The sequence below is a fragment of the Rothia sp. 88186D007BW genome, assembly GCF_053544215.1.
In genome coordinates this window covers 80,211-102,503 of sequence record NZ_JBPPTR010000001.1, presented here as the reverse complement: position 1 = coordinate 102,503, position 22,293 = coordinate 80,211, and the positions used below count along the sequence as shown (strand labels likewise).

Genomic DNA, 22,293 nt, shown 5'->3' with positions numbered 1-22,293 from the left:
GGTTGTAACAGGTTTTAAGTACGCCCCCGTACCCTCGAACATCAATCTAGCCACACAACAGCACGGCACAGGTGCTATGGCCGGCTAGTTTGCCTTTTCAATGGGTCCTTGAGCGTACCGCCCCTGGTGGGGGAGCGGGCACGAACAGACATGTCTGTGGAAGGATCCAATCTTGGTCGCCTCGAGCACCTCTAATACTGAAGCCGCTAACGGCGTAGGTTCGCAGCGCCGAATCTCATTCGCAAAAATTGCTGAGCCCCTGCAGGTACCCAACCTGCTCGCGCTCCAGCTTGACAGCTTTGATCAGCTCGTCGGTAATGAACGCTGGGCAGCTAAAGCTGCTGTAGCAGCAGAAACCGGCGATACCTCCGTCAGCCAGACCTCCGGCCTGGCCGACATCTTCGAAGAAATCTCCCCGATCGAGGACTTCCAGGGCACCATGTCCCTGTCCTTCTCCGATCCTGAATTCGCCGACCCCAAGTACACCATGGAAGAGTGCAAGGATCGCGATGCGACCTACGCTGCTCCCCTGTACGTCAAGGCCGAATTCATGAACAACAACACGGGCGAAATCAAACAGCAGACCGTGTTCATGGGTGATTTTCCCCTGATGACCGAGTCCGGCACCTTCGTCATCAACGGCTCTGAGCGCGTCGTTGTTTCCCAGCTGGTTCGTTCACCTGGCGCCTACTTCGAAAAGACCGCCGACCGCACCTCCGATAAGGACATCTACACCGCCAAGATTATTCCTTCTCGCGGTGCCTGGTTCGAACTGGAAATCGACAAGCGTGACCAGGTTGGCGTCCGTCTGGACCGTCGCCGTAAGCAGTCCGTCACCACCCTACTCAAGGCTATGGGCTGGACCGAAGCTAAGATTCTGGCTGAGTTCGGCGAGTTCGATTCCATCCGCGCCACCCTCGAGAAGGACACCGTCCAGACTCGTGAAGAGGCACTGCTGGATATCTACCGCAAGCTCCGCCCGGGTGAACCCCCCACAGTCGATGCTGCCCAGAACCTGCTGGACAACATGTATTTCACCCCCCGCCGCTACGACCTAGCAAAGGTCGGCCGCTACAAGGTGAACCGCAAGCTCGGTATCGACACCCCCGTCAACGACCCCTCAGCAGCAGTGCTGTCACAGGATGACATCGCAGCTATGATTCGCTACCTGGTAACCCTGCACGCAGGTGGTAGTAGCATCAAGGGCATCCGCGACGGTCAGGAAGTTGATATCCGCGTAGATGTTGACGATATCGACCACTTCGGTAATCGCCGTATCCGTGCCGTAGGCGAACTGATTGAAAACCAGATCCGCACCGGTCTGTCCCGTATGGAGCGCGTTGTCCGCGAGCGTATGACTACTCAGGACGTTGAGGCTATCACCCCTCAGACCCTGATTAACATCCGTCCCGTTGTTGCCTCCATCAAGGAATTCTTCGGCACCTCCCAGCTCTCCCAGTTCATGGACCAGAACAACCCGCTGGCAGGGCTGACCCACAAGCGTCGTCTCTCCGCACTGGGCCCCGGTGGTCTTTCTCGTGACCGTGCAGGCATGGAAGTGCGAGACGTGCACCCCTCCCACTACGGCCGTATGTGCCCCATCGAAACCCCTGAAGGCCCCAACATTGGTCTGATTGGCTCGCTGGCAACCTACGCCCGCATCAACCCCTTCGGTTTCATCGAGACCCCCTACCGCATCGTCAAGAACGGCAAGGTCACCGACGAGGTCAAGTACCTCACCGCCGATGACGAAAAGGGCAACACCATCGCTCAGGCCAACGCACCCCTGAACGCAGACATGACCTTCGCTGAAGAGCAGGTTCTCTGCCGTGCAGGCGACGGTTCTGGCGAAGCTGTGCTGGTAGACGCCTCCGAGATTGAGTTCATGGACGTCTCCCCCCGCCAGATGGTGTCTGTAGCAACCGCCCTGATTCCCTACCTGGAACACGACGACGCTAACCGAGCACTGATGGGTGCTAACATGCAGCGTCAGGCCGTTCCCCTGCTCGAATCAGAAGCACCCGTCGTTGGTACCGGTATGGAGCGCTACGCAGCTCTTGACTCCGGTGACTCCGTCGTTGCTAAGAAGGCCGGTGTGGTCTCTGAGGTCTCCGCTGACCTGGTAGTCGTTCGTAACGACGATGGCACCACCACCTCCTACCCCATCCTCAAGTTCCAGCGCTCTAACCCCGGTAACTGCTACAACCACCGCGTTGTGGTCAAGGTGGGCGACCGCGTTGAAGAGCGTAGCCTGATTGCCGACGGTCCCTCCACCGATAAGGGCGAGCTGGCACTCGGTAAGAACCTGCTCGTGGCTTACATGTCATGGGAAGGCTTCAACTTCGAGGACGGCATCATCCTGTCCCAGCGCATGATCTCCGATGACGTGCTCACCTCAATCCACATTGAAGAGCACGAAATCGACGCCCGCGACACCAAGCTGGGTGCCGAAGAGATTACCCGCGACATCCCCAACGTCTCCGAAGAGGTGCTCTCAGCCCTCGACGAGCGCGGCATCATCCACATCGGTGCCGAGGTTGAGGCCGGCGACATCCTGGTCGGTAAGGTCACCCCCAAGGGCGAAACCGAACTGACCCCCGAAGAGCGCCTGCTGCGCGCTATTTTCGGTGAAAAGTCCCGCGAAGTTCGTGACACCTCACTGAAAGTTCCTCACGGTGAGTCCGGTACCGTCATCGGCGTCCGTATCTTTGACCGCGAAAATGACGATGAAGACCTGCCCAGCGGTGTCAACCAGCTGGTCCGTGTCTACGTTGCCCAGAAGCGCAAGATTACTGTCGGCGATAAGCTGGCAGGTCGCCACGGTAACAAGGGTGTTATTACCAAGATCCTTCCCATCGAAGACATGCCCTTCATGGAAGACGGCACCCCCGTTGACATCATCCTGAACCCGCTAGGTGTTCCCGGTCGTATGAACATCGGTCAGGTACTTGAAGTTCACACCGGCTGGCTAGCTAAGCAGGGCTGGAAGATTGAAGGTAACCCCGCCTGGCTCGATAAGCTCCACAACTTCCCCAAGGAAACCGGCCCCACCAACGTCGCAACCCCCGTGTTCGACGGTGCCGGTGAAGAGGAACTCTTCGAGCTCATGGACCACGCTAACCCCAACCGCGATGGTGACCGCCTGATCAACCGTTCAGGTAAGGCACGCCTGCTCGATGGCCGCTCCGGCGAGCCCTTCCCCGAGCCGGTATCCGTTGGCTACCAGTACATCCTGAAGCTGCACCACCTTGTCGATGACAAGATCCACGCACGCTCCACCGGCCCCTACTCCATGATTACCCAGCAGCCCCTGGGTGGTAAGGCCCAGTTCGGTGGTCAGCGCTTCGGTGAAATGGAAGTGTGGGCACTGGAAGCATACGGTGCCGCTTACACCCTGCAGGAAATCCTGACCGTCAAGTCTGACGACGTTCACGGCCGCGTGAAGGTCTACGAAGCCATCGTTAAGGGCGAAAACATCCCCGAACCCGGTGTGCCCGAGTCCTTCAAGGTTTTGATCAAGGAAATGCAGTCCCTCTGCCTGAACGTTGAGGTACTCTCAACCGACGGTAAGACCATCGAAATGCGCGATGTAGAAGACGAAGGCTTCCGAACAGCAGATGACCTGGGCATTGACCTGTCCCACGCAGAGCCCAGCTCTGTCGAAGAGGTCTAACCCCTCACATCTGTTCAAACAAGACTTCAAAACACTAGGAAAGAGATAAGGACCAAATGTCCAACGAATCTTCACTTGGTTTGATGCGTATTGGCCTGGCGACCTCCCAGAACATCCTGGACTGGTCGTACGGCGAGGTTAAGAAGCCCGAAACCATCAACTACCGAACCCTAAAGCCCGAGAAGGAAGGCCTCTTCGACGAGCGCATCTTCGGCCCTACCCGCGACTGGGAATGCTACTGCGGTAAGTACAAGCGCGTACGCTTCAAGGGCATCATCTGTGAGCGCTGTGGCGTAGAGGTCACCCGCGCCAAGGTGCGCCGCGAGCGCATGGGCCACATCGAGCTAGCAGCTCCTGTGACCCACATCTGGTACTTCAAGGGCGTGCCCTCACGCCTGGGCTACCTACTTGACCTTGCTCCTAAGGACCTGGAAAAGATCATCTACTTCGCCGCCTACATGATTACCCATGTGGACGAAGACGCCCGCCACGAGGACCTGCCCAACCTGCAGGCCGCTCACGACCGCGATAAGAAGGTCCTGCAGGATCAGCTCGCTGCCGACATCAACCTCATTGCCCGTGAAACCGAAGAGGAACTGGCCAAGATTGAGGCTGACGGTGGTAAGGCTGCCGAGAAGCGTAAGCTGCGTGATGCTGCTGAGCGCCAGATGGCGTCCGTCCGCAAGAATGCAGAACGTGAAATTGAGCAGCTAGACCGTATCTGGGACCGCTTCAAGAACCTTAAGGTCGCTGACCTTGAAGGTGATGAGGCCCTCTACCGTGGCATGGTTGATAAGTACGGTATGTACTTTGAAGGTTCCATGGGTGCAGAAGCTATCAAGAAGCGTCTTGAGAACTTCGACATGGAAGCAGAAGCTGAGGCACTCAAGGAAATCATCCAGACCGGTAAGGGTCAGAAGAAGACCCGCGCCCTCAAGCGTCTGAAGGTTGTCAACGCCTTCTTGTCTACCGACAACTCACCGCTGGGTATGGTGCTGGATTACGTTCCTGTCATCCCGCCGGAACTGCGCCCCATGGTGCAGCTTGACGGTGGCCGCTTTGCGACCTCCGACCTGAACGACCTCTACCGTCGTGTTATCAACCGTAACAACCGCCTTAAGCGTCTGCTGGAACTCGGTGCCCCCGAGATCATCGTGAACAACGAAAAGCGCATGCTGCAGGAAGCTGTTGACTCCCTGTTCGATAACGGTCGCCGCGGACGCCCCGTGACCGGCCCCGGTAACCGCCCCCTGAAGTCCCTCTCTGACATGCTCAAGGGTAAGCAGGGTCGTTTCCGTCAGAACCTGCTCGGTAAGCGTGTTGACTACTCAGGTCGTTCCGTTATCGTTGGTGGCCCCACCTTGCAGATGCACCAGTGTGGTCTGCCTAAGCAGATGGCCCTGGAGCTCTTCAAGCCCTTCGTGATGAAGCGCCTGGTAGATCTCAACCACGCCCAGAACATCAAGTCTGCAAAGCGTATGGTTGAGCGTTTCCGCCCCCAGGTGTGGGATGTTCTCGAAGAGATCATCACCGAGCACCCCGTGCTGCTGAACCGTGCACCTACCCTGCACCGTCTGGGTATTCAGGCCTTCGAACCCCAGCTGGTTGAAGGTAAGGCTATCCAGCTGCACCCGCTTGTCTGTTCAGCATTCAACGCTGACTTCGATGGTGACCAGATGGCAGTTCACCTGCCCCTGTCTCCTGAGGCTCAGGCTGAGGCCCGCATCCTTATGCTGTCCTCTAACAACATCCTCAAGCCTTCAGACGGTCGCCCCGTTGCGGTTCCTGACCAGGATATGATTATCGGTCTCTTCCACCTGACCACCGCCCGTGACGGTGAGAAGAACGAAGGCCGTCTCTTCTCCTCCTACGCAGAAGCCATCATGGCTATGGACCGTCACGAGATTGAGCTTTACACCAAGGTCAAGATCGTGCTGGATGACTTCGTACCCTACGAGGGCTGGGAAGCTCCTGAAGGCTATGAGCCCGGTCAGCCTGTGCTGGTAGAAACCACTGTCGGCCAGGTGATTTTCAATGAGACTCTGCCCGCTGACTACCCCTGGTACACCGGCATTGCCGATAAGAAGTCTCTAGGTGCCCTCATCAACGACCTTGCTGAGAAGTACCCCATGCACGTAGTAGCTCAGACTCTTGACGCGCTCAAGAACACCGGCTTCTACTACGCTTCACGCTCAGGTGTGACCGTTGCTGTCTCCGATATTGCAGCGCCTCCCACTAAGCCGGCCATTATGGAAGGCTACGAGAAGCAGGCTGCTGAGATTGAAGAGCAGTTTACGATGGGTATGCTGAGCGATATGGAGCGCCGTACTGAGCTGATTGATATCTGGACTAAGGCAACTGATGAGGTTGCTGAGGCGATGAAGCTCAACCTGGCTGAGAAGAACACCACCATTAACCGCATGGTCACCTCTGGTGCGCGTGGTAACTGGATGCAGGTTCGTCAGATTGCTGGTATCCGTGGTCTGGTGTCTAACACCAAGGGCGAGATTATGCCCCGCCCGATTAAGTCTTCCTACCGTGAGGGCCTGTCGGTTCTGGAATACTTCATCGCAACCCACGGTGCTCGTAAGGGTCTGGCAGATACTGCGCTGCGTACCGCAAACTCCGGTTACTTGACCCGTCGTCTGGTGGACGTTTCTCAGGATGTCATTGTGCGTGAGCACGACTGTGGCACCCACCGCGGTTTGACCCTGCCTTTGGTTCAGAAGGACGCCGACGGTAACGTAACCCTGCACGAGAACGTTGAGTCTTCAATTCACGGCCGTGCCCTGGCTGTTGACGTTGTGGCTGAAGAGGGTACTGTACTGGCAACTGCTGGTACTGACGTTTCCGATATCGTCATTGACAAGCTGTTCAAGGCCGGTATCGAAGAGGTTCGCGTCCGCTCCGTTCTGACCTGTGAGTCAGGCGTGGGTGTTTGTGCCCTGTGCTATGGCCGTTCCATGGCTTCAGGTAACCTGGTCGACATTGGTGAGGCTGTTGGTATTATCGCAGCTCAGTCCATTGGTGAGCCCGGTACCCAGCTGACCATGCGTACCTTCCACACTGGTGGTGTGGCATCGGCTGACGATATTACTCAGGGTCTGCCCCGTATTCAGGAACTCTTCGAGGCCCGCACTCCCAAGGGTGTTGCCCCGATTTCTGAGGTCACCGGTCGCGTAAGCATCGAGGACACCGATAAGTCCCTGAAGGTTGTGGTCACCCCCGATAACGGTGATGACCCGGTTGCTTACCCTGTTCTGCGTCGTGCCCGTCTGGAAGTTGCTGATGGTGATCACATCACTGTTGGTACCCAGCTGGTTGCTGGTGCTGTTGATCCTAAGGAGATTCTGCGTATTCGCGGTCCTCGTGAGGCTCAGAAGCACCTGGTGGACGAGGTTCAGGGCGTTTACCGCTCTCAGGGTGTAGGTATCCACGATAAGCACGTTGAGGTTATCGTTCGCCAGATGCTACGCCGTATCACCGTCATCGATTCCGGTGAGACCAGCCTGCTCCCCGGTGAGCTGGTTGAGAACATCGCTTTCCAGAACGCTAACCGTGCGGCTCTGGCTGAGGGGAAGCGTCCTGCTTCAGGTCGCCCCGAGATGATGGGTATTACCAAGGCATCGCTGGCTACCGAGTCCTGGCTATCTGCTGCGTCCTTCCAGGAAACCACTCGCGTCCTGACTCAGGCTGCGATGGAAGGTAAGGAAGACCCGCTGGTTGGCCTGAAGGAGAACGTCATCATCGGTAAGCTCATCCCCGCTGGTACTGGTCTTGCCATGTACAACGACATTGAGGTTGAGCCCACTGACGAGGCACGCGAGGCTCTGTTTGCGCAGACCGCAACTCCTTACAACGATTTCAGCTATGCCGAGACCAATGAGGGTGCTATTAGCCCCGAGTTCCAGGCTATTCCGCTGGATGACTACGAGTTCGGTAAGTAAACTCAGGCTCTAGCTTAGGGCAGTCTGAAGGGCGCTTCTCCACAGATGATGTGGGGGAGCGCCCTTTGTCTGCGCGGACGTCTGGAACGCAGTGGGGTTGTTACCTTCGGCAATGAAGGGGGGTGGGATATACCAAGTTGAGGCAAATAATTAATCGATATACTTAGGTAAGTACTCACACACAGATATACACCTGCTCATCTTTCGCATATTTTGAGGGTTAAATGAAACTATCACACCATATAGGAGTTAAAATCGGGATTTTTGGGGCTACTCTATCTCTAGCTACCGGAGCTTTTATAATCCCTTCTCAGGCTTTAACTGATTTAACACCAGCGGTCGTCAACGCACAGAATCTGGCTGATTTGGTGAATTCCACCCAACCTACTTCTAGCAACCCTTTCCTTGTGGGAGCGGGGGTAGCTGATATTACGGGTGAAGTTGCTGAGGTTGCGTTTATGGGATACGGATCAGATGCTCAGAAGGGTTCCGGCCTCCATACTCGCCAGTATGCCCGTGCCTTTGTAGTAATTGACCCCGAAAGTAACTCTCGCAACCTAATAGTGGTGCTGGACGCACAGAGTGCTTGGGAAAGTGTTCGTGCTGAGCTAGTGAATCGTATTCAGGCGGAGTTCGGCCCTGAATTCACCGAAGCCAACATCATGATTACGGCCTCTCACACCCACGCGACCCCGGGCGGCGTGAGTAAGGATGTGCTCTATAACTTAACTACTCTTGGTTTTCATGAGCCTACTTTCAATAACCAAGTTAATGGGTCTATGCAGGCAATCCGTGAAGCGCTTGCAGACTTAGCTCCCGGCAATGTAACGGTCTCAAGTAGCCAGCTCACAGGAGTGGGCGTAAACCGCTCAGCGGTAGCCTTGGGGCAGGATCCCGCTCATCTTACAGATCACCTTATCGATGGGGTGGATCCCACTAGTGTCACTTTCCGTTTTGAGCATGATGGGGTAACTCGTGCCGTCCTCAACTGGTTTGCCCTTCACCCCACGTCCCTTACCAATAAGAACACTCTGGTGTCTTCAGATAACAAGGGTTATGCGCAGTATCTCTTAGAGACGGTAGACCATGGGGTTGACCTGAATGCAGGGTCTGAAGATGATGCCTTTATCGCGGCTTTTGCCAATAGTAACACCGGTGATGTGTCACCCAATACATTCTTACAGCCGGGCTTGGGCCCTACTGATGACATGTTTACCAATCTCGAGATTCAGGGAACCAAACAAGCCGACGCGGTGCGCGCCCAGCTCGCTAGTTCCGGTACCCCGGTAGGGCAGGGGCTTGATTCACGCATCACCTACGTAGATTTTTCCAATATACAGGTGGAAACTCAGTGGACGGGCACTGGGTACGCAGGCTCTACATGCAATGCTTCATTGGGCGCTGCCTTTGCCGCCGGCAGTGGCGAAGACGGTGCTGGTCCTGTTGGATTCAATGAGGGTGTTAACGCTAATAAGGTCTGGAGCGATTTTAACTGGTTAGCCTACAAGTCCTCTAAAAGCCTGAGCGATTGCCAGTACCCCAAAGCCAACTTGCTAGCTGTGCATGATATGGTGCAGCAGAAGCTGCCGGTCCAGGTGATGCGTTTTGGTAACTACTACCTGCTGGGTATGCCCGGTGAGCATAACGGGGCAGTTGGTGTGCAGTACCGCCAGGATATGGCAGCCCTGCTGGGAGTCAATGAGTCACAGATTATTGTGCAGGGCTACACCAATGCTTACAGCCACTATGTGACAACCCCGCAGGAATATGTTTCACAGCAGTATGAAGGCGGTGCTACCGTCTTCGGTATTAATACTATGGGGGCCTTCCGTCAGACCCTCAATACTGTAGCTACCTCCCTGCGCGATGGCACTGACCTGCCCCTGGGTGATAAACCTACTGTTCGTACTCCTATGAAGAGTGCGGTGGGTAAGGTCTGGTATGACGTGCCCGGTATCGGTCATTATTACGGTGAGGTTCTTACCCAGCCTGCTCATACAGATCGGGGCGAAACCGTTAGTGCGGTCTTTGTAGGTGCCCACCCTAACAACGATCAGCAGCTGAATTCTAGCTATCTTGAGGTGCAGCGTCTAGAGGGTGGTCAATGGGTGACCATCGCAGGTGATAATGATCCTGCCACCCGCTTTCACTGGAAACGTCATCTGGCTGCTCAGTCCCGAGTGACTATCGAATGGCAGATTCCTGCTGAGACGGTTCCTGGTACTTATCGAATTCTCTATCATGGGGACTCTAAGAATGGGGCAGGAATCATTACCCCCTTTACTGGAACTACTCGTACGTTCATCGTTTATTAGGTCAGCATACTTGTGAAGGTGGGGACGCTGGCGTTTCGCTTCTTTATGCGAGGAAGGGGGATGCCCGCGTCCGCGCCTAGTGCGAGACTTAAGTGCCTGACATCACCTGTTTTAAAGGCTTAAAGCTGCCTGCTGAGACGTACTGGGGGTAGATTAAGCCCTTCTAACCAGCTAGAGTAGTAACCGGAGTACTTAGCAGTAGTATTTACTGCCCGCTCAGATAATGTCTGGGCAGTACATAAGAACCAATGGCAGAATGGACACCGTCCTTTGGCTTTGTTCGCCCGGGCATCTAGCCCGAATAGCGATCTTGAGGCCTAAATGCCATTTTTTGTTGTGTCTGGGCACTCGCTAAGTCAGATAGTTTTTCTTTTGCGCTTATCCCAAGTGACAGAAGGCAAGTAAACCGGCACCCCCTAACGGGGGAGTCGATACCAAACGGAGAACAAGTGCCTACAATTCAGCAGTTGGTCCGTAAGGGCCGTGCACCCAAGGTCGTTAAGACCAAGGCGCCCGCACTTAAGGGCAACCCCATGAAGCGTGGCGTATGCACCCGTGTATACACCACCACCCCGAAGAAGCCGAACTCAGCACTGCGTAAGGTCGCACGTGTTAAGCTCAACGGCGGCGTCGAGGTTACCGCATACATCCCCGGTGAGGGCCACAACCTTCAGGAACACTCCATTGTGCTCGTTCGCGGTGGTCGTGTGAAGGACCTCCCCGGTGTTCGTTACAAGATTGTACGTGGCGCACTGGATACCCAGGGCGTTAAGGGCCGCGGTCAGGCTCGTTCACGCTACGGCGCAAAGAAGGAGAAGAAGTAATGCCTCGTAAGGGTCCCGCTCCTAAGCGTCCCCTCGTAAACGATCCTGTTTACGGTTCAGCGCTGGTTACCCAGCTCATCAACAAGGTTCTGCTGGACGGCAAGAAGTCAACCGCTGAGCGCATCGTCTACGGTGCACTCGAGGGCGTTGCTCAGAAGACCGGCGCAGATCCCGTAGCAACCCTCAAGAAGGCAATGGACAACGTCAAGCCTTCACTTGAGGTTCGCTCACGCCGCGTCGGCGGTGCGACCTACCAGGTCCCCGTCGAGGTCCGTGCAGGCCGTGCAACCGCTCTGGCCCTGCGCTGGCTCGTAGGCTTCTCAAAGCTCCGCCGCGAGAAGACTATGACCGAGCGTCTCATGAACGAGATCCTGGATGCATCCAATGGTCTCGGTGCCGCTGTGAAGCGTCGCGAAGACACTCACAAGATGGCCGAGTCCAACAAGGCCTTCGCACACTACCGCTGGTAATTTCTTCGTAGCCTGCCGTTATTACATCAGTACATAGCGGCAGGCTTTCGGAGTTTCTCACAAGGGAGAACAAAGTGGCACTAGACGTGCTTACCGACCTGAACAAGGTCCGCAACATCGGTATTATGGCGCACATTGACGCCGGTAAGACCACCACCACCGAACGCATCCTCTTCTACACCGGTATTAACCACAAGATCGGTGAAACCCACGATGGTGCATCAACCATGGACTGGATGGCTCAGGAACAGGAACGCGGTATCACCATTACCTCCGCGGCAACCACCTGCTTCTGGAAGAACAACCAGATCAACATCATCGACACCCCCGGCCACGTTGACTTCACCGTTGAAGTTGAGCGTTCACTGCGCGTCCTCGACGGCGCTGTTGCAGTGTTCGATGGTAAGGAAGGTGTTGAGCCCCAGTCAGAGACCGTTTGGCGTCAGGCTGACAAGTACGAAGTTCCCCGTATCTGCTTCGTCAACAAGATGGACAAGCTGGGTGCAGACTTCTACTTCACCGTAGACACCATCATCAAGCGCCTCGGTGCTAAGCCCCTCGTTATGCAGCTGCCCATCGGCGCTGAAAATGACTTCATCGGCGTCGTTGACCTGCTCACCATGCAGGCCTACGTCTGGCCCGGCGACGCCAAGGGTGACGTTACCATGGGTGCTTCCTACGAAATCCAGGAAATCCCCGCTGACCTGCAGGAAAAGGCAGAGCAGTACCGTGCCGAGCTCGTTGAAAACGTTGCTGAAGCTTCAGAAGACCTCATGGAAAAGTACCTCGAAGAGGGCGAACTGACCATCGAGGAAATCAAGGCAGGCGTCCGCGCACTGACCGTTGCTAACGAAGCCTACCCCGTTTTCTGTGGCTCAGCATTCAAGAACCGCGGTGTGCAGCCCATGCTCGACGCAGTTCTCGATTACCTGCCCTCACCGCTGGATGTTCCCGCGATGATCGGCCACCTGCCCACCGACGAAGAGACTGAGGTAACCCGTAAGCCTTCAGCTGACGAGCCCTTCGCAGCGCTGGCATTCAAGGTTGCAGCCCACCCCTTCTACGGTCAGCTGACCTACATCCGCGTTTACTCCGGTAAGGCTGCTCAGGGCCAGCAGGTTCTGAACGCCACCAAGGGTAAGAAGGAACGTATCGGTAAGCTCTTCCAGATGCACTCCAACAAGGAGAACCCTGTTGAAGAGATCCAGGCAGGCCACATCTACGCGGCTATCGGTCTGAAGGACACCACCACCGGTGACACCCTCTGCGATACCGCTAACCCCGTAGTTCTGGAATCCATGACCTTCCCCGCTCCCGTGATCTTCGTGGCTATTGAGCCCAAGACCAAGGGTGACCAGGAGAAGATGTCAACCGCTATCCAGAAGCTCTCTGCTGAGGACCCCACCTTCACCGTTTCACTCAACGAAGAAACTGGCCAGACCGAAATCGGCGGTATGGGTGAGCTTCACCTCGACATCATCGTTGACCGTATGAAGCGCGAATTCAAGGTTGAAGCTAACGTTGGTAAGCCCCAGGTTGCATACCGCGAAACCATCACCAAGAAGGTTGAGAAGGTCGACTACACCCACAAGAAGCAGACCGGTGGTTCTGGTCAGTTCGCAAAGGTTCAGGTTTCCTTCGAACCCATTGCCCTCGATGCTGAAGAGCTCTACGAGTTCGACAACGTCGTCACCGGTGGTCGTGTTCCCCGTGAATACATCCCCTCTGTTGACGCCGGTATCCAGGATGCAATGCAGCTCGGTATCCTCGCTGGCTACCCCGTTGTTGGTGTCAAGGCAACCCTGATCGATGGTGCTTACCACGATGTTGACTCGTCAGAAATGGCGTTCAAGATCGCTGGCTCAATGGTCTTCAAGGAAGGTGCCCGCCGCGCCGCTCCCGTTCTGTTGGAACCCCTGATGGCTGTTGAAGTACGTACCCCCGAGGACTACATGGGCGACGTTATCGGTGACCTGAACTCACGTCGTGGTCAGATTCAGTCCATGGAAGATGCAGCAGGCGTCAAGATCGTTCACGCTCTTGTTCCGCTGTCAGAAATGTTCGGTTACATCGGTGACCTCCGTTCAAAGACCCAGGGTCGTGCAGTCTTCTCCATGGAGTTCGACAGCTACTCAGAGGTTCCCAAGAACGTTGCTGATGAAATCATCCAGAAGAGCCGCGGCGAGTAATACTCATCCGAGTGCGGCTCACATTATGTGAGCCGCACCGCTTTTCAAAAAAACCTAGTAAATGAACCCGCATTCGGGTTTCGCCCCACCGGTCTTATCCGCTATTGTGGTAGCTAGACCGCCTTTTACGGCGGAGTGCGCCGGTGTGAAACCCGAGTGCAGGTTCTCAAATCTTCTCTATAGGAGGAATACTCTTGGCTAAGGCTAAGTTCGAGCGCTCCAAGCCTCACGTAAACGTCGGTACCATCGGTCACGTTGACCACGGTAAGACCACCCTGACCGCTGCAATCTCCAAGGTTCTGGCTGACAAGTACCCCGACCTGAACGAGCAGCGCGACTTCGGTATGATCGACTCCGCTCCTGAAGAGCGCCAGCGCGGTATTACCATTAACATTGCTCACATCGAGTACCAGACCGAAAAGCGTCACTACGCACACGTTGACGCCCCCGGTCACGCTGACTACGTCAAGAACATGATCACCGGTGCTGCTCAGATGGACGGCGCAATCCTCGTTGTTGCTGCCACCGACGGCCCCATGGCTCAGACCCGTGAGCACGTTCTGCTGGCTCGCCAGGTTGGTGTTCCCACCCTGCTCGTAGCTCTGAACAAGTCAGACATGGTTGAGGACGAGGAACTGCTCGACCTCGTTGAAATGGAAGTTCGCGAGCTGCTTTCCTCACAGGAGTTCGACGGTGACAACGCTCCCGTTGTTCGCGTTTCCGCACTGAAGGCTCTTGAAGGCGACGCTGAGTGGGTTGCTAAGGTTGAAGAGCTCATGGACGAGGTTGACAACTACATTCCCGACCCCGTTCGTGAGAAGGACAAGCCCTTCCTCATGCCCATCGAAGACGTCTTCACCATCACTGGTCGCGGTACCGTTGTTACCGGTCGCGCCGAGCGTGGTACCCTGAAGATCAACTCCGAAGTTGAGATCGTTGGTATCCGCCCCATCCAGAAGACCACCGTTACCGGTATCGAGATGTTCCACAAGCAGCTCGACGAAGCATGGGCAGGCGAAAACTGTGGTCTGCTGCTTCGCGGTCTGAAGCGCGACGACGTAGAGCGTGGTCAGGTTGTTGTTGAGCCCGGCTCAATCACCCCCCACACCCAGTTCGAGGCTAACGTCTACATCCTTTCCAAGGATGAGGGTGGCCGTCACAACCCCTTCTACTCGAACTACCGCCCCCAGTTCTACTTCCGCACCACCGACGTTACCGGTGTTATCACCCTTCCCGAGGGCACCGAAATGGTTATGCCCGGCGACAACACTGAGATGACCGTTGAGCTCATCCAGGAAATCGCAATGGAAGAGGGCCTCGGCTTCGCAATCCGTGAAGGTGGCCGCACCGTTGGTTCAGGTCGCGTTACCAAGATCATCAAGTAAGGTTCTTACTTCTTGAATCTAAACTCCTGTTAGCGTGCTGCTAAGGGAGGGCAATAAAGGGTTGGCCCCCACAGATTTATTCTGCGGGGGCCAACCCTTTTATTTTGCCCTTATAGCTGTCACCACCATAATTGAGGCTAGTGGGTCATAGAGAACCAGAGCAACTGTCCCCTGGCTTAGTGTGGGGCTGGGCACTAATGGCCTAAAAACCTTGCTAAGCTCTAGCTACTCTGGCAAGATTGAATACGTTGTTCAAGCGCTTACCCGTCATAAGTAACTATGGCTCCGTTCAAGAAGCCTAGTGAAGGTAAGCCCAAATATGACCCAATCGATCAGTTCGAGGGAAGAGTGCGCTCCTTTTTTGCTCTAGCAAAAATGCGACACGCCCGAGTTCGGGGGTCGGTGCCTCGGTAGGGTGAGGAACCCGGCAGCTGCCGGATTCAGCCTACGCAGAGGTGGCGCGAAAGGGATGAAGAATCATCTCTTTACCTCAAGCGCCAGATAAAGGAGCGACCGCTCCGTTACAGGGAAGTAGACAAGAAAGAGAGTCCGACAGATGGCGGGACAGAAAATCCGCATCCGTCTGAAGTCATACGACCACGAGGTCATTGATTCTTCAGCACGGAAAATCGTTGAGACAGTTACGCGTGCAGGCGCGACGGTAGTAGGCCCCGTGCCGCTACCCACCGAAAAGAACGTTTACTGTGTTATCCGTTCGCCTCACAAGTACAAGGACAGCCGCGAGCACTTCGAAATGCGCACGCACAAGCGTCTGATCGACGTCGTTGATCCGACCCCCAAGGCTGTTGATGCCCTCATGCGTCTTGACCTTCCGGCAGACGTAAACATCGAAATCAAGCTGTAGAGGATCGCATCTAAATGACTAACAAGTTCGAGCGCCAGGTTAAGGGCCTGCTAGGCACCAAGCTTGGCATGACCCAGGTCTGGGACGAAAACGGCAAGTTCGTGCCCGTTACTGTCGTCAAGGCCGATTCCAACGTTATTACCCAGCTGCGTAACGCTGAGACCGATGGCTACGAAGCTATCCAGATCGGTTTCGGTGCTATCGAAGCTCGCAAGGTAACCAAGCCCCTCGCCGGTCACTTCGAGAAGGCAGGCGTAACTCCTCGCCGTCACCTCGTTGAACTGCGTACCTCAGACGCCGCTGAATACTCACTCGGTCAGGAACTGACTGTTGAGCTCTTCGAAGCAGGCCAGAAGGTTGACGTAGTTGGTAAGACCAAGGGTAAGGGTTTCGCCGGTGTTATGAAGCGTCACGGCTTCGCAGGTGTAGGCGCATCACACGGTGCCCACAAGAACCACCGTAAGCCCGGTTCAATCGGTGGCGCATCATACCCCGCACGCGTTTTCAAGGGTATGCGCATGGCAGGCCGTATGGGCGCTGCACGCCACACCACCATGAACCTCACTATTCAGGGTGTAGATGCCGAAAACAATGTTCTTCTGATCAAGGGTGCTATCCCCGGTCCTAAGGGCGGCGTTGTTCTGGTTCGCACCGCTGTGAAGGGAGCCTAATAAACCATGGCTGTCAAGACCGTAAAGGTAGACCTGCCCGCTGATATCTTCGACGCTCAGGCCTCTATTCCCCTGCTTCACCAGGTAGTAGTAGCCCAGCTCGCAGCAGCACGTCAGGGTACCCACAAGACCAAGAACCGCGGCGAAGTTTCCGGCGCAGGTCGTAAGCCTTTCAAGCAGAAGGGCACCGGCCGCGCACGTCAGGGCTCAATCCGTGCACCCCACATGACCGGTGGTGGCATCGTACACGGCCCTACTCCCCGTAGCTACGCACAGCGTACCCCCAAGAAGATGATTGCAGCTGCACTGCGCGGCGCTCTCTCAGATCGCGCTCGTAACGGTCGCGTTCACGTTGTCGAAGCCCTCGTAGAAGGCACCAAGCCTTCCACCAAGGCAGCAAAGGCAGCAATTGCAGAGATCACCAGCCGCAAGAACGCACTGGTTGTCATCGACCGCAAGGACGACCTGGTAGCACTGTCAGCACGCAACCTGGAGAACGTACACGTTATCTACGCAGATCAGCTCAACACCTACGATATTCTGATCTCAGACGACGTCATCTTCACCAAGGATGCCTACGACGTATTCGTCGCAGTTGCTTCTAAGGCTAAGAAAGAGGCTGCTAAGTAATGTCTGTTACCACCTCAACTTTCAAAGATCCCCGCGACGTCATCATCGCTCCCGTCGTGTCGGAAAAGAGCTACGGTCAGCTCGATGAAGGTAAGTACACCTTCCTCGTAGACCCCCGCTCCAACAAGCTGGAAATCAAGCAGGCCATCGAAACCATTTTCGATGTCAAGGTTGCTTCCATCAACACCGCTAACCGTGCAGGCAAGCGCAAGCGCACCCGCTTCGGTTGGGGTGCTCGTAAGAACACCAAGCGTGCGATTGTAACCCTCAAGGAAGGTTCAATCGACCTCTTCGGCGGTCCGGCTGCATAAGCACCGGAGACCACTTTAGCGAAGGAAAGAAATATCTAAATGGGTATTCGTAAGCACAAGCCGACGACCCCGGGTCGCCGCGGCTCGAGCGTCTCAGATTTCGCAGAAATCACTCGCTCAACCCCGGAAAAATCCCTGGTTCGTCCGCTCCCCAAGAAGGGCGGCCGTAACAACACCGGTCGCATCACCACCCGTCACAAGGGTGGTGGCCACAAGCGCCAGTACCGTCTGATCGACTTCCGTCGTCACGACAAGGACGGCGTCGACGCACGCGTTGCACACATCGAGTACGATCCTAACCGTACCGCCCGCATCGCACTGCTTCACTACGTTGATGGCACCAAGCGATACATCATCGCCCCCAACAAGCTTGCTCAGGGCGACATCGTAGAGTCAGGTCCCTCTGCCGACATCAAGCCCGGCAACAACCTGCCCCTGCGTAACATCCCCGTTGGTACCGTGATCCACGCTGTTGAGCTCCGCCCCGGTGGCGGCGCTAAGATGGGCCGCTCCGCTGGTGCATCCATCCAGCTAGTCGCTAAGGAAGGCAAGTACGCTCAGCTACGTCTGCCTTCTGGCGAAATCCGCAATGTGGATGTTCGCTGCCGCGCAACCGTCGGTTCCGTCGGTAACGCTGAGCAGTCCAACATTAACTGGGGTAAGGCCGGCCGTAACCGCTGGAAGGGCATCCGCCCGACCGTTCGTGGTGTCGTCATGAACCCCGTTGACCACCCCCACGGTGGTGGTGAAGGTAAGACCTCAGGTGGCCGTCACCCGGTTAACCCCAACGGTAAGCCCGAGGGCCGCACCCGCCGCCCCAACAAGGAAAGCGACAAGCTCATTGTTCGTCGCCGTCGTACTGGCAAGAAGCGCTAAGGAGCCTGAAACATGCCTCGTAGTTTGAAGAAGGGCCCTTTCGTTGATCAGCACCTTTTCGTAAAGGTTGCAGCTCAGAACGAGAAGGGCACCAAGAACGTTATCAAAACTTGGTCCCGCCGCTCGATGATTATTCCCGACATGCTCGGTCATACCATCGCAGTGCACGACGGACGCAAGCACGTACCCGTGTTCATCACTGAGTCCATGGTTGGTCACAAGCTCGGCGAGTTTGCGCCCACCCGTACTTTCCGTGGCCACGTTAAGGACGACCGCAAGGGTAAGCGTCGCTAAGCTACGGTCACCCCGTATCTTAGAAACGTTTTCCTTTCGGCAATAGACGAAAGAGAGATAGGCAATGGAAGCCAAGGCAACTGCGTCTTACGTACGCGTTACGCCTATGAAGGCACGCCGCGTCATCAACCTTATCCGTGGTAAGCAGGCGGAAGAGGCTCTGGCGATTCTGAAGTTCGCTCCTCAGGGCGCTTCAGAACCGGTATACAAGATCGTTGCATCAGCTGTTGCAAACGCTCGCCAGAAGGCCGCCCAGCAGGGCGTACCCTTCAAGGAAGAAGAGCTGTTCATCAGCGAAGCATACGCGAACGAAGGTCCCACCATGAAGCGATTCCAGCCTCGTGCCCAGGGCCGTGCGTTCCGCATCAACAAGCGCACCAGCCACATCACCGTGGTAGTCGCTACCCCGGAGAAGGAGGAGGGCCGCTAAATGGGTCAGAAAATCAACCCCAACGGTTTCCGACTTGGCATCACCACCAACCACGTCTCAAAGTGGTTCGCTGACTCCAACAAGGAAGGCGAACGCTACGCAGACTTCGTTCGTGAAGATGTAAAGATCCGCGAACTCCTGTCCAAGGGCATGGAGCGCGCAGGTATCGCCAAGGTCGAAATCGAGCGTACCCGTGACCGTGTCCGTGTGGACATCCACACCGCACGCCCCGGTATCGTTATCGGCCGCCGCGGCGCCGAAGCTGACCGCATCCGCGGTGAGCTGGAGAAGCTGACCGGCAAGCAGATTCAGCTGAACATCCTCGAGGTTGCTAACCCCGATCTGTCAGCTCAGCTTGTTGCTCAGGGTATCGCAGAACAGCTCGCATCACGCGTTGCTTTCCGCCGCGCTATGAAGAAGGCAATCCAGTCCGCACAGCGTGCAGGTGCAAAGGGTATCCGTATCCAGTGCTCCGGCCGTCTGGGTGGCGCTGAAATGTCACGTTCCGAGTTCTACCGCGAAGGCCGTGTGCCCCTGCACACCCTGCGTGCGAACATCGACTACGGTTTCTTCGAAGCAAAGACCACCTTCGGCCGCATCGGCGTCAAGGTCTGGATCTACAAGGGTGACCTCACCGACAACGAGCTTGCTGCACAGCAGGCTGCTGGTAACCGTCGTGGCAACGGCCGCGGTGGCGACCGTCGTCGCGCAGGTGGCCGTGGTCCCCGCCGTGAACGTCGTTCCGACAACGCTTCAGCACCCGCTGAAGCAAAGACTGCAGAAAACGGTGAGGCATAAATGCTAATTCCCCGTCGAGTAAAGTACCGCAAGCAGCATCACCCCAAGCGTTCAGGTATGGCTAAGGGTGGCACCGAGGTAGCGTTCGGTGAGTGGGGCATCCAGGCCCTGACTCCCGCATACGTCACCAACCGCCAGATTGAAGCTGCACGTATTGCAATGACCCGTCACATCAAGCGTGGCGGTAAGGTCTGGATCAACATTTATCCCGACCGTCCGCTGACCAAGAAGCCTGCTGAAACCCGTATGGGTTCCGGTAAGGGTTCACCCGAATGGTGGGTCGCAAACGTCAAGCCCGGTCGAGTTATGTTTGAACTCTCCGGCGTATCCGAAGAAGTGGCTCGTGAAGCTATGCGCCTCGCAATCCACAAGCTCCCGATGAAGGCACGCGTTGTGCGTCGCGAAGGTGGTGAATAGAAATGGCAGTTGGATCAAAGGATCTGAGCATCGACAAGCTGGCAGAGCTCTCCAACGAGAATCTGGTAGAGAAGCTGCGTGAGTCGAAGGAGGAGCTGTTCAACCTCCGTTTCCAGGCAGCCACCGGTCAGCTTGAAAATCCCGGTCGTATCCGCTCGGTCAAGCGCGACATTGCACGTATTTACACCGTGCTGCGTGAACGCGAGCTCGGTATTCGTCCCGCAACCGAAGGTTAAATCACATGAGTGAAGTAAAGACTGAAGAGCGCGGCTACCGCAAGACTCGCCGCGGCTACGTAGTGTCCGACAAGATGGACAAGACTGTAGTCGTTGAGGTCGAGGACCGCGTAAAGCACGCCCTGTACGGCAAGGTTATGCGCCGTAGCTCCAAGATCAAGGCACACGACGAGCAGAACACTGCTGGTATTGGTGACCTCGTTCTCCTGGCCGAGACTCGTCCGCTCTCCGCTTCAAAGCGCTGGCGCGTTGTCGAGATCCTCGAAAAGGCTAAGTAAACCAGTGGTTTGCTAAAGCTACGAGTTAGCTAGAGCTCCCCCTTCCCCTCATAGCGAGGGGGAGGGGGAGCTCTCTATTTTTAAGGGTGCTAGCTCACTGCCTAAGAGTGGTGCATCTCTCTAGGTTGAAGTCGCCTACTATGGTAAAGTTTTGGTTCTGTGTGGTTCTCTATACCCGCACAACCACGGTTCTTTTCGTGCCACAGCATAATGCCGCTCATAACGCGGGGTTCGCCCGCTCAAGCGGGTCCAGATGTTCGTCGGCATGATAGGGGCCCAGGCGTGTCCGCCAACTCTTCAACTCATTCAAGGGCTGCAAGAGACCGGCGCGTCAACATCCCGTAGAAATGTTCCGCAAGGCTGGCTCACAAAATTACCGTGTGTCGGAACCGGCGAGACGACAGGAGAAATATGATTCAGCAGGAGTCACGACTCAAGGTTGCTGACAACACCGGTGCGAAGGAAATCCTGACCATCCGTGTTCTCGGCGGCTCAAAGCGTCGTTACGCAGGCATTGGCGACATCATCGTCGCAACCGTCAAGGACGCAATCCCCGGCGGTACCGTAAAGAAGGGCGACGTTGTTAAGGCAGTTGTCGTCCGCACCAAGAAGGAAGTTCGTCGTCCTGACGGCTCCTACATCAAGTTCGACGAGAACTCAGCAGTAATTCTCAAGAACACCGATGGTGACCCCCGTGGCACCCGTATCTTCGGACCTGTTGGCCGCGAACTGCGCGACAAGAAGTTCATGAAGATCATTTCACTTGCTCCGGAGGTGCTCTAACTCATGGCTAAAATCAAGTCTGGCGACCTGGTACAGGTTATTTCAGGTGCAGATAAGGGTAAGCAGGGCAAGGTTCTCAAGGTATTCCCTAAGACCGAGCGCGTGCTGGTAGAAGGCGTCAAGATCGTCACCAAGCACAACAAGGCTAACCCCATGACCGGCGAAGCTGGCGGCATCGAAAAGGTTGAGGCACCGATTCACGTTTCAAACGTTGCAATCGTTGATCCCGAGACCAAGAAGCCGACCCGCGTTGGTTACCGCCTCGAGACCGTAGAGCGCAATGGCAAGGAACGCACCACTCGCGTTCGCGTTGCCAAGAGCTCGGGTAAGGACATCTAATGACCGAAGCAAAGATTACCCCTCGTTTCAAGACCAAGTTCAACGACGTAGTCACCCCCGCCCTGCAGGAAGAGTTCAACTACGAGAACGTCATGCAGGCGCCGAAGATCGTTAAGGTCGTCGTGAACATGGGTGTTGGTGAAGCCGCTAAGGACGCGAAGCTCATGGATGGTGCTATCCGCGACCTTACCGCAATCACCGGTCAGAAGCCGCTCGTTACCCGCGCGAAGAAGTCCATCGCACAGTTCAAGCTGCGTGAAGGTCAGCCCATCGGCGCACACGTCACTCTTCGTGGCGACCGCATGTGGGAATTCCTCGACCGCCTCGTCACCCTGGCTCTTCCCCGTATCCGCGACTTCCGCGGCCTCTCGGACCGCCAGTTCGACGGTAACGGTAACTACACCTTCGGTCTGACCGAACAGTCCATGTTCCACGAAATCGATCAGGATTCAATCGATCGCGTACGTGGTATGGACATCACCGTAGTAACCACTGCAAAGACCGACGATGAAGGCCGTGCGCTTCTGAAGGCACTCGGCTTCCCGTTCAAGACCAAGTAACG

21 protein-coding genes are annotated in these 22,293 nt (G+C 56.0%); all 21 read left to right on the top strand.

From position 1 onward, the window contains the following. Positions 1–172 precede the first annotated feature (172 nt). A complete protein-coding gene (rpoB, locus tag ACEE09_RS00510; protein WP_449081096.1) occupies positions 173–3,673 on the top strand; it encodes a DNA-directed RNA polymerase subunit beta in 3,501 nt (1,166 codons plus the stop codon). Between the two features lie 56 nt (positions 3,674–3,729). Then, positions 3,730–7,620, top strand: coding sequence for a DNA-directed RNA polymerase subunit beta' (locus ACEE09_RS00505; RefSeq protein WP_449081094.1), 3,891 nt, complete (start codon positions 3,730–3,732; stop codon positions 7,618–7,620). A gap of 224 nt (positions 7,621–7,844) precedes the next feature. Beyond that, positions 7,845–9,935, top strand: coding sequence for a neutral/alkaline non-lysosomal ceramidase N-terminal domain-containing protein (locus ACEE09_RS00500; RefSeq protein WP_449081092.1), 2,091 nt, complete (start codon positions 7,845–7,847; stop codon positions 9,933–9,935). A gap of 449 nt (positions 9,936–10,384) precedes the next feature. Beyond that, positions 10,385–10,759, top strand: a complete 375-nt coding sequence (gene rpsL, locus ACEE09_RS00495; protein ID WP_083090707.1) for a 30S ribosomal protein S12 — start codon at positions 10,385–10,387, stop codon at positions 10,757–10,759. Then, positions 10,759–11,229, top strand: coding sequence for a 30S ribosomal protein S7 (gene rpsG / locus ACEE09_RS00490; protein ID WP_449081090.1), 471 nt, complete (start codon positions 10,759–10,761; stop codon positions 11,227–11,229). The genes rpsL and rpsG overlap by 1 nt, the downstream gene beginning before the upstream one ends. 74 nt (positions 11,230–11,303) lie before the next feature. Beyond that, on the top strand, positions 11,304–13,418 hold the full coding sequence (gene fusA, locus ACEE09_RS00485) for an elongation factor G (protein WP_449081088.1): 2,115 nt from the start codon (positions 11,304–11,306) through the stop codon (positions 13,416–13,418). 194 nt (positions 13,419–13,612) lie between these two features. Continuing rightward, positions 13,613–14,803, top strand: coding sequence for an elongation factor Tu (tuf, locus tag ACEE09_RS00480; protein ID WP_449081086.1), 1,191 nt, complete (start codon positions 13,613–13,615; stop codon positions 14,801–14,803). A gap of 556 nt (positions 14,804–15,359) precedes the next feature. After that, the gene (rpsJ, locus tag ACEE09_RS00475; protein WP_068169589.1) at positions 15,360–15,668 is read left to right on the top strand and encodes a 30S ribosomal protein S10; all 309 of its coding nucleotides are present in this window, start codon (positions 15,360–15,362) and stop codon (positions 15,666–15,668) included. Positions 15,669–15,682: 14 nt separating this feature from the next. Beyond that, positions 15,683–16,339, top strand: coding sequence for a 50S ribosomal protein L3 (gene rplC / locus ACEE09_RS00470; protein WP_135012885.1), 657 nt, complete (start codon positions 15,683–15,685; stop codon positions 16,337–16,339). A gap of 6 nt (positions 16,340–16,345) precedes the next feature. After that, positions 16,346–16,969 (top strand): 50S ribosomal protein L4, encoded by a 624-nt coding sequence (gene rplD / locus ACEE09_RS00465; protein WP_449081084.1) that lies wholly within the window; start codon positions 16,346–16,348, stop codon positions 16,967–16,969. Next, entirely contained in the window at positions 16,969–17,280 is a 312-nt protein-coding gene (gene rplW / locus ACEE09_RS00460) for a 50S ribosomal protein L23 (RefSeq protein ID WP_449081082.1), read from the top strand. Before rplD ends, rplW begins: the two co-directional genes overlap by 1 nt. A gap of 39 nt (positions 17,281–17,319) precedes the next feature. Next, positions 17,320–18,156, top strand: a complete 837-nt coding sequence (gene rplB, locus ACEE09_RS00455; RefSeq protein WP_135012888.1) for a 50S ribosomal protein L2 — start codon at positions 17,320–17,322, stop codon at positions 18,154–18,156. A 12-nt stretch (positions 18,157–18,168) separates the two neighbouring features. Beyond that, positions 18,169–18,450: a 30S ribosomal protein S19 gene (gene rpsS, locus ACEE09_RS00450; protein ID WP_083090719.1), complete on the top strand. Its 282-nt coding sequence runs from the start codon at positions 18,169–18,171 to the stop codon at positions 18,448–18,450. A 64-nt stretch (positions 18,451–18,514) separates the two neighbouring features. Then, positions 18,515–18,880, top strand: a complete 366-nt coding sequence (rplV, locus tag ACEE09_RS00445) for a 50S ribosomal protein L22 (protein WP_083090720.1) — start codon at positions 18,515–18,517, stop codon at positions 18,878–18,880. Further along, the gene (gene rpsC, locus ACEE09_RS00440) at positions 18,881–19,678 is read left to right on the top strand and encodes a 30S ribosomal protein S3 (protein ID WP_449081080.1); all 798 of its coding nucleotides are present in this window, start codon (positions 18,881–18,883) and stop codon (positions 19,676–19,678) included. Further along, positions 19,679–20,095, top strand: a complete 417-nt coding sequence (rplP, locus tag ACEE09_RS00435; RefSeq protein WP_135012890.1) for a 50S ribosomal protein L16 — start codon at positions 19,679–19,681, stop codon at positions 20,093–20,095. Between the two features lie 2 nt (positions 20,096–20,097). Then, positions 20,098–20,331, top strand: coding sequence for a 50S ribosomal protein L29 (gene rpmC / locus ACEE09_RS00430; protein WP_083090723.1), 234 nt, complete (start codon positions 20,098–20,100; stop codon positions 20,329–20,331). 5 nt (positions 20,332–20,336) lie between these two features. Continuing rightward, positions 20,337–20,609 (top strand): 30S ribosomal protein S17, encoded by a 273-nt coding sequence (rpsQ, locus tag ACEE09_RS00425; RefSeq protein ID WP_449081077.1) that lies wholly within the window; start codon positions 20,337–20,339, stop codon positions 20,607–20,609. Positions 20,610–21,020: 411 nt separating this feature from the next. Further along, positions 21,021–21,392 carry a 50S ribosomal protein L14 gene (gene rplN, locus ACEE09_RS00420; protein WP_135013742.1) on the top strand — a complete coding sequence of 124 codons (372 nt, stop codon included), beginning with the start codon at positions 21,021–21,023 and terminating at the stop codon, positions 21,390–21,392. Between the two features lie 3 nt (positions 21,393–21,395). Beyond that, positions 21,396–21,731 carry a 50S ribosomal protein L24 gene (rplX, locus tag ACEE09_RS00415; RefSeq protein WP_449081075.1) on the top strand — a complete coding sequence of 112 codons (336 nt, stop codon included), beginning with the start codon at positions 21,396–21,398 and terminating at the stop codon, positions 21,729–21,731. Beyond that, positions 21,731–22,291, top strand: coding sequence for a 50S ribosomal protein L5 (gene rplE / locus ACEE09_RS00410; protein ID WP_449081073.1), 561 nt, complete (start codon positions 21,731–21,733; stop codon positions 22,289–22,291). The genes rplX and rplE overlap by 1 nt, the downstream gene beginning before the upstream one ends. The last annotated feature ends 2 nt before the right edge of the window (positions 22,292–22,293 follow it).

Coding starts and splice junctions, on each gene's coding strand:
- rpsQ (WP_449081077.1), top strand. CDS start 20,337: ATGAGTGAAGTAAAGACTGAAGAGCGCGGCTACCGCAAGACTCGCCGC.
- rplN (WP_135013742.1), top strand. CDS start 21,021: ATGATTCAGCAGGAGTCACGACTCAAGGTTGCTGACAACACCGGTGCG.
- rplB (WP_135012888.1), top strand. CDS start 17,320: ATGGGTATTCGTAAGCACAAGCCGACGACCCCGGGTCGCCGCGGCTCG.
- rpsJ (WP_068169589.1), top strand. CDS start 15,360: ATGGCGGGACAGAAAATCCGCATCCGTCTGAAGTCATACGACCACGAG.
- rplC (WP_135012885.1), top strand. CDS start 15,683: ATGACTAACAAGTTCGAGCGCCAGGTTAAGGGCCTGCTAGGCACCAAG.
- rplP (WP_135012890.1), top strand. CDS start 19,679: ATGCTAATTCCCCGTCGAGTAAAGTACCGCAAGCAGCATCACCCCAAG.
- rpsC (WP_449081080.1), top strand. CDS start 18,881: ATGGGTCAGAAAATCAACCCCAACGGTTTCCGACTTGGCATCACCACC.
- rpmC (WP_083090723.1), top strand. CDS start 20,098: ATGGCAGTTGGATCAAAGGATCTGAGCATCGACAAGCTGGCAGAGCTC.
- ACEE09_RS00505 (WP_449081094.1), top strand. CDS start 3,730: ATGTCCAACGAATCTTCACTTGGTTTGATGCGTATTGGCCTGGCGACC.
- rplW (WP_449081082.1), top strand. CDS start 16,969: ATGTCTGTTACCACCTCAACTTTCAAAGATCCCCGCGACGTCATCATC.
- rpsG (WP_449081090.1), top strand. CDS start 10,759: ATGCCTCGTAAGGGTCCCGCTCCTAAGCGTCCCCTCGTAAACGATCCT.
- rplD (WP_449081084.1), top strand. CDS start 16,346: ATGGCTGTCAAGACCGTAAAGGTAGACCTGCCCGCTGATATCTTCGAC.
- rpsS (WP_083090719.1), top strand. CDS start 18,169: ATGCCTCGTAGTTTGAAGAAGGGCCCTTTCGTTGATCAGCACCTTTTC.
- rplV (WP_083090720.1), top strand. CDS start 18,515: ATGGAAGCCAAGGCAACTGCGTCTTACGTACGCGTTACGCCTATGAAG.
- ACEE09_RS00500 (WP_449081092.1), top strand. CDS start 7,845: ATGAAACTATCACACCATATAGGAGTTAAAATCGGGATTTTTGGGGCT.
- rplX (WP_449081075.1), top strand. CDS start 21,396: ATGGCTAAAATCAAGTCTGGCGACCTGGTACAGGTTATTTCAGGTGCA.
- rplE (WP_449081073.1), top strand. CDS start 21,731: ATGACCGAAGCAAAGATTACCCCTCGTTTCAAGACCAAGTTCAACGAC.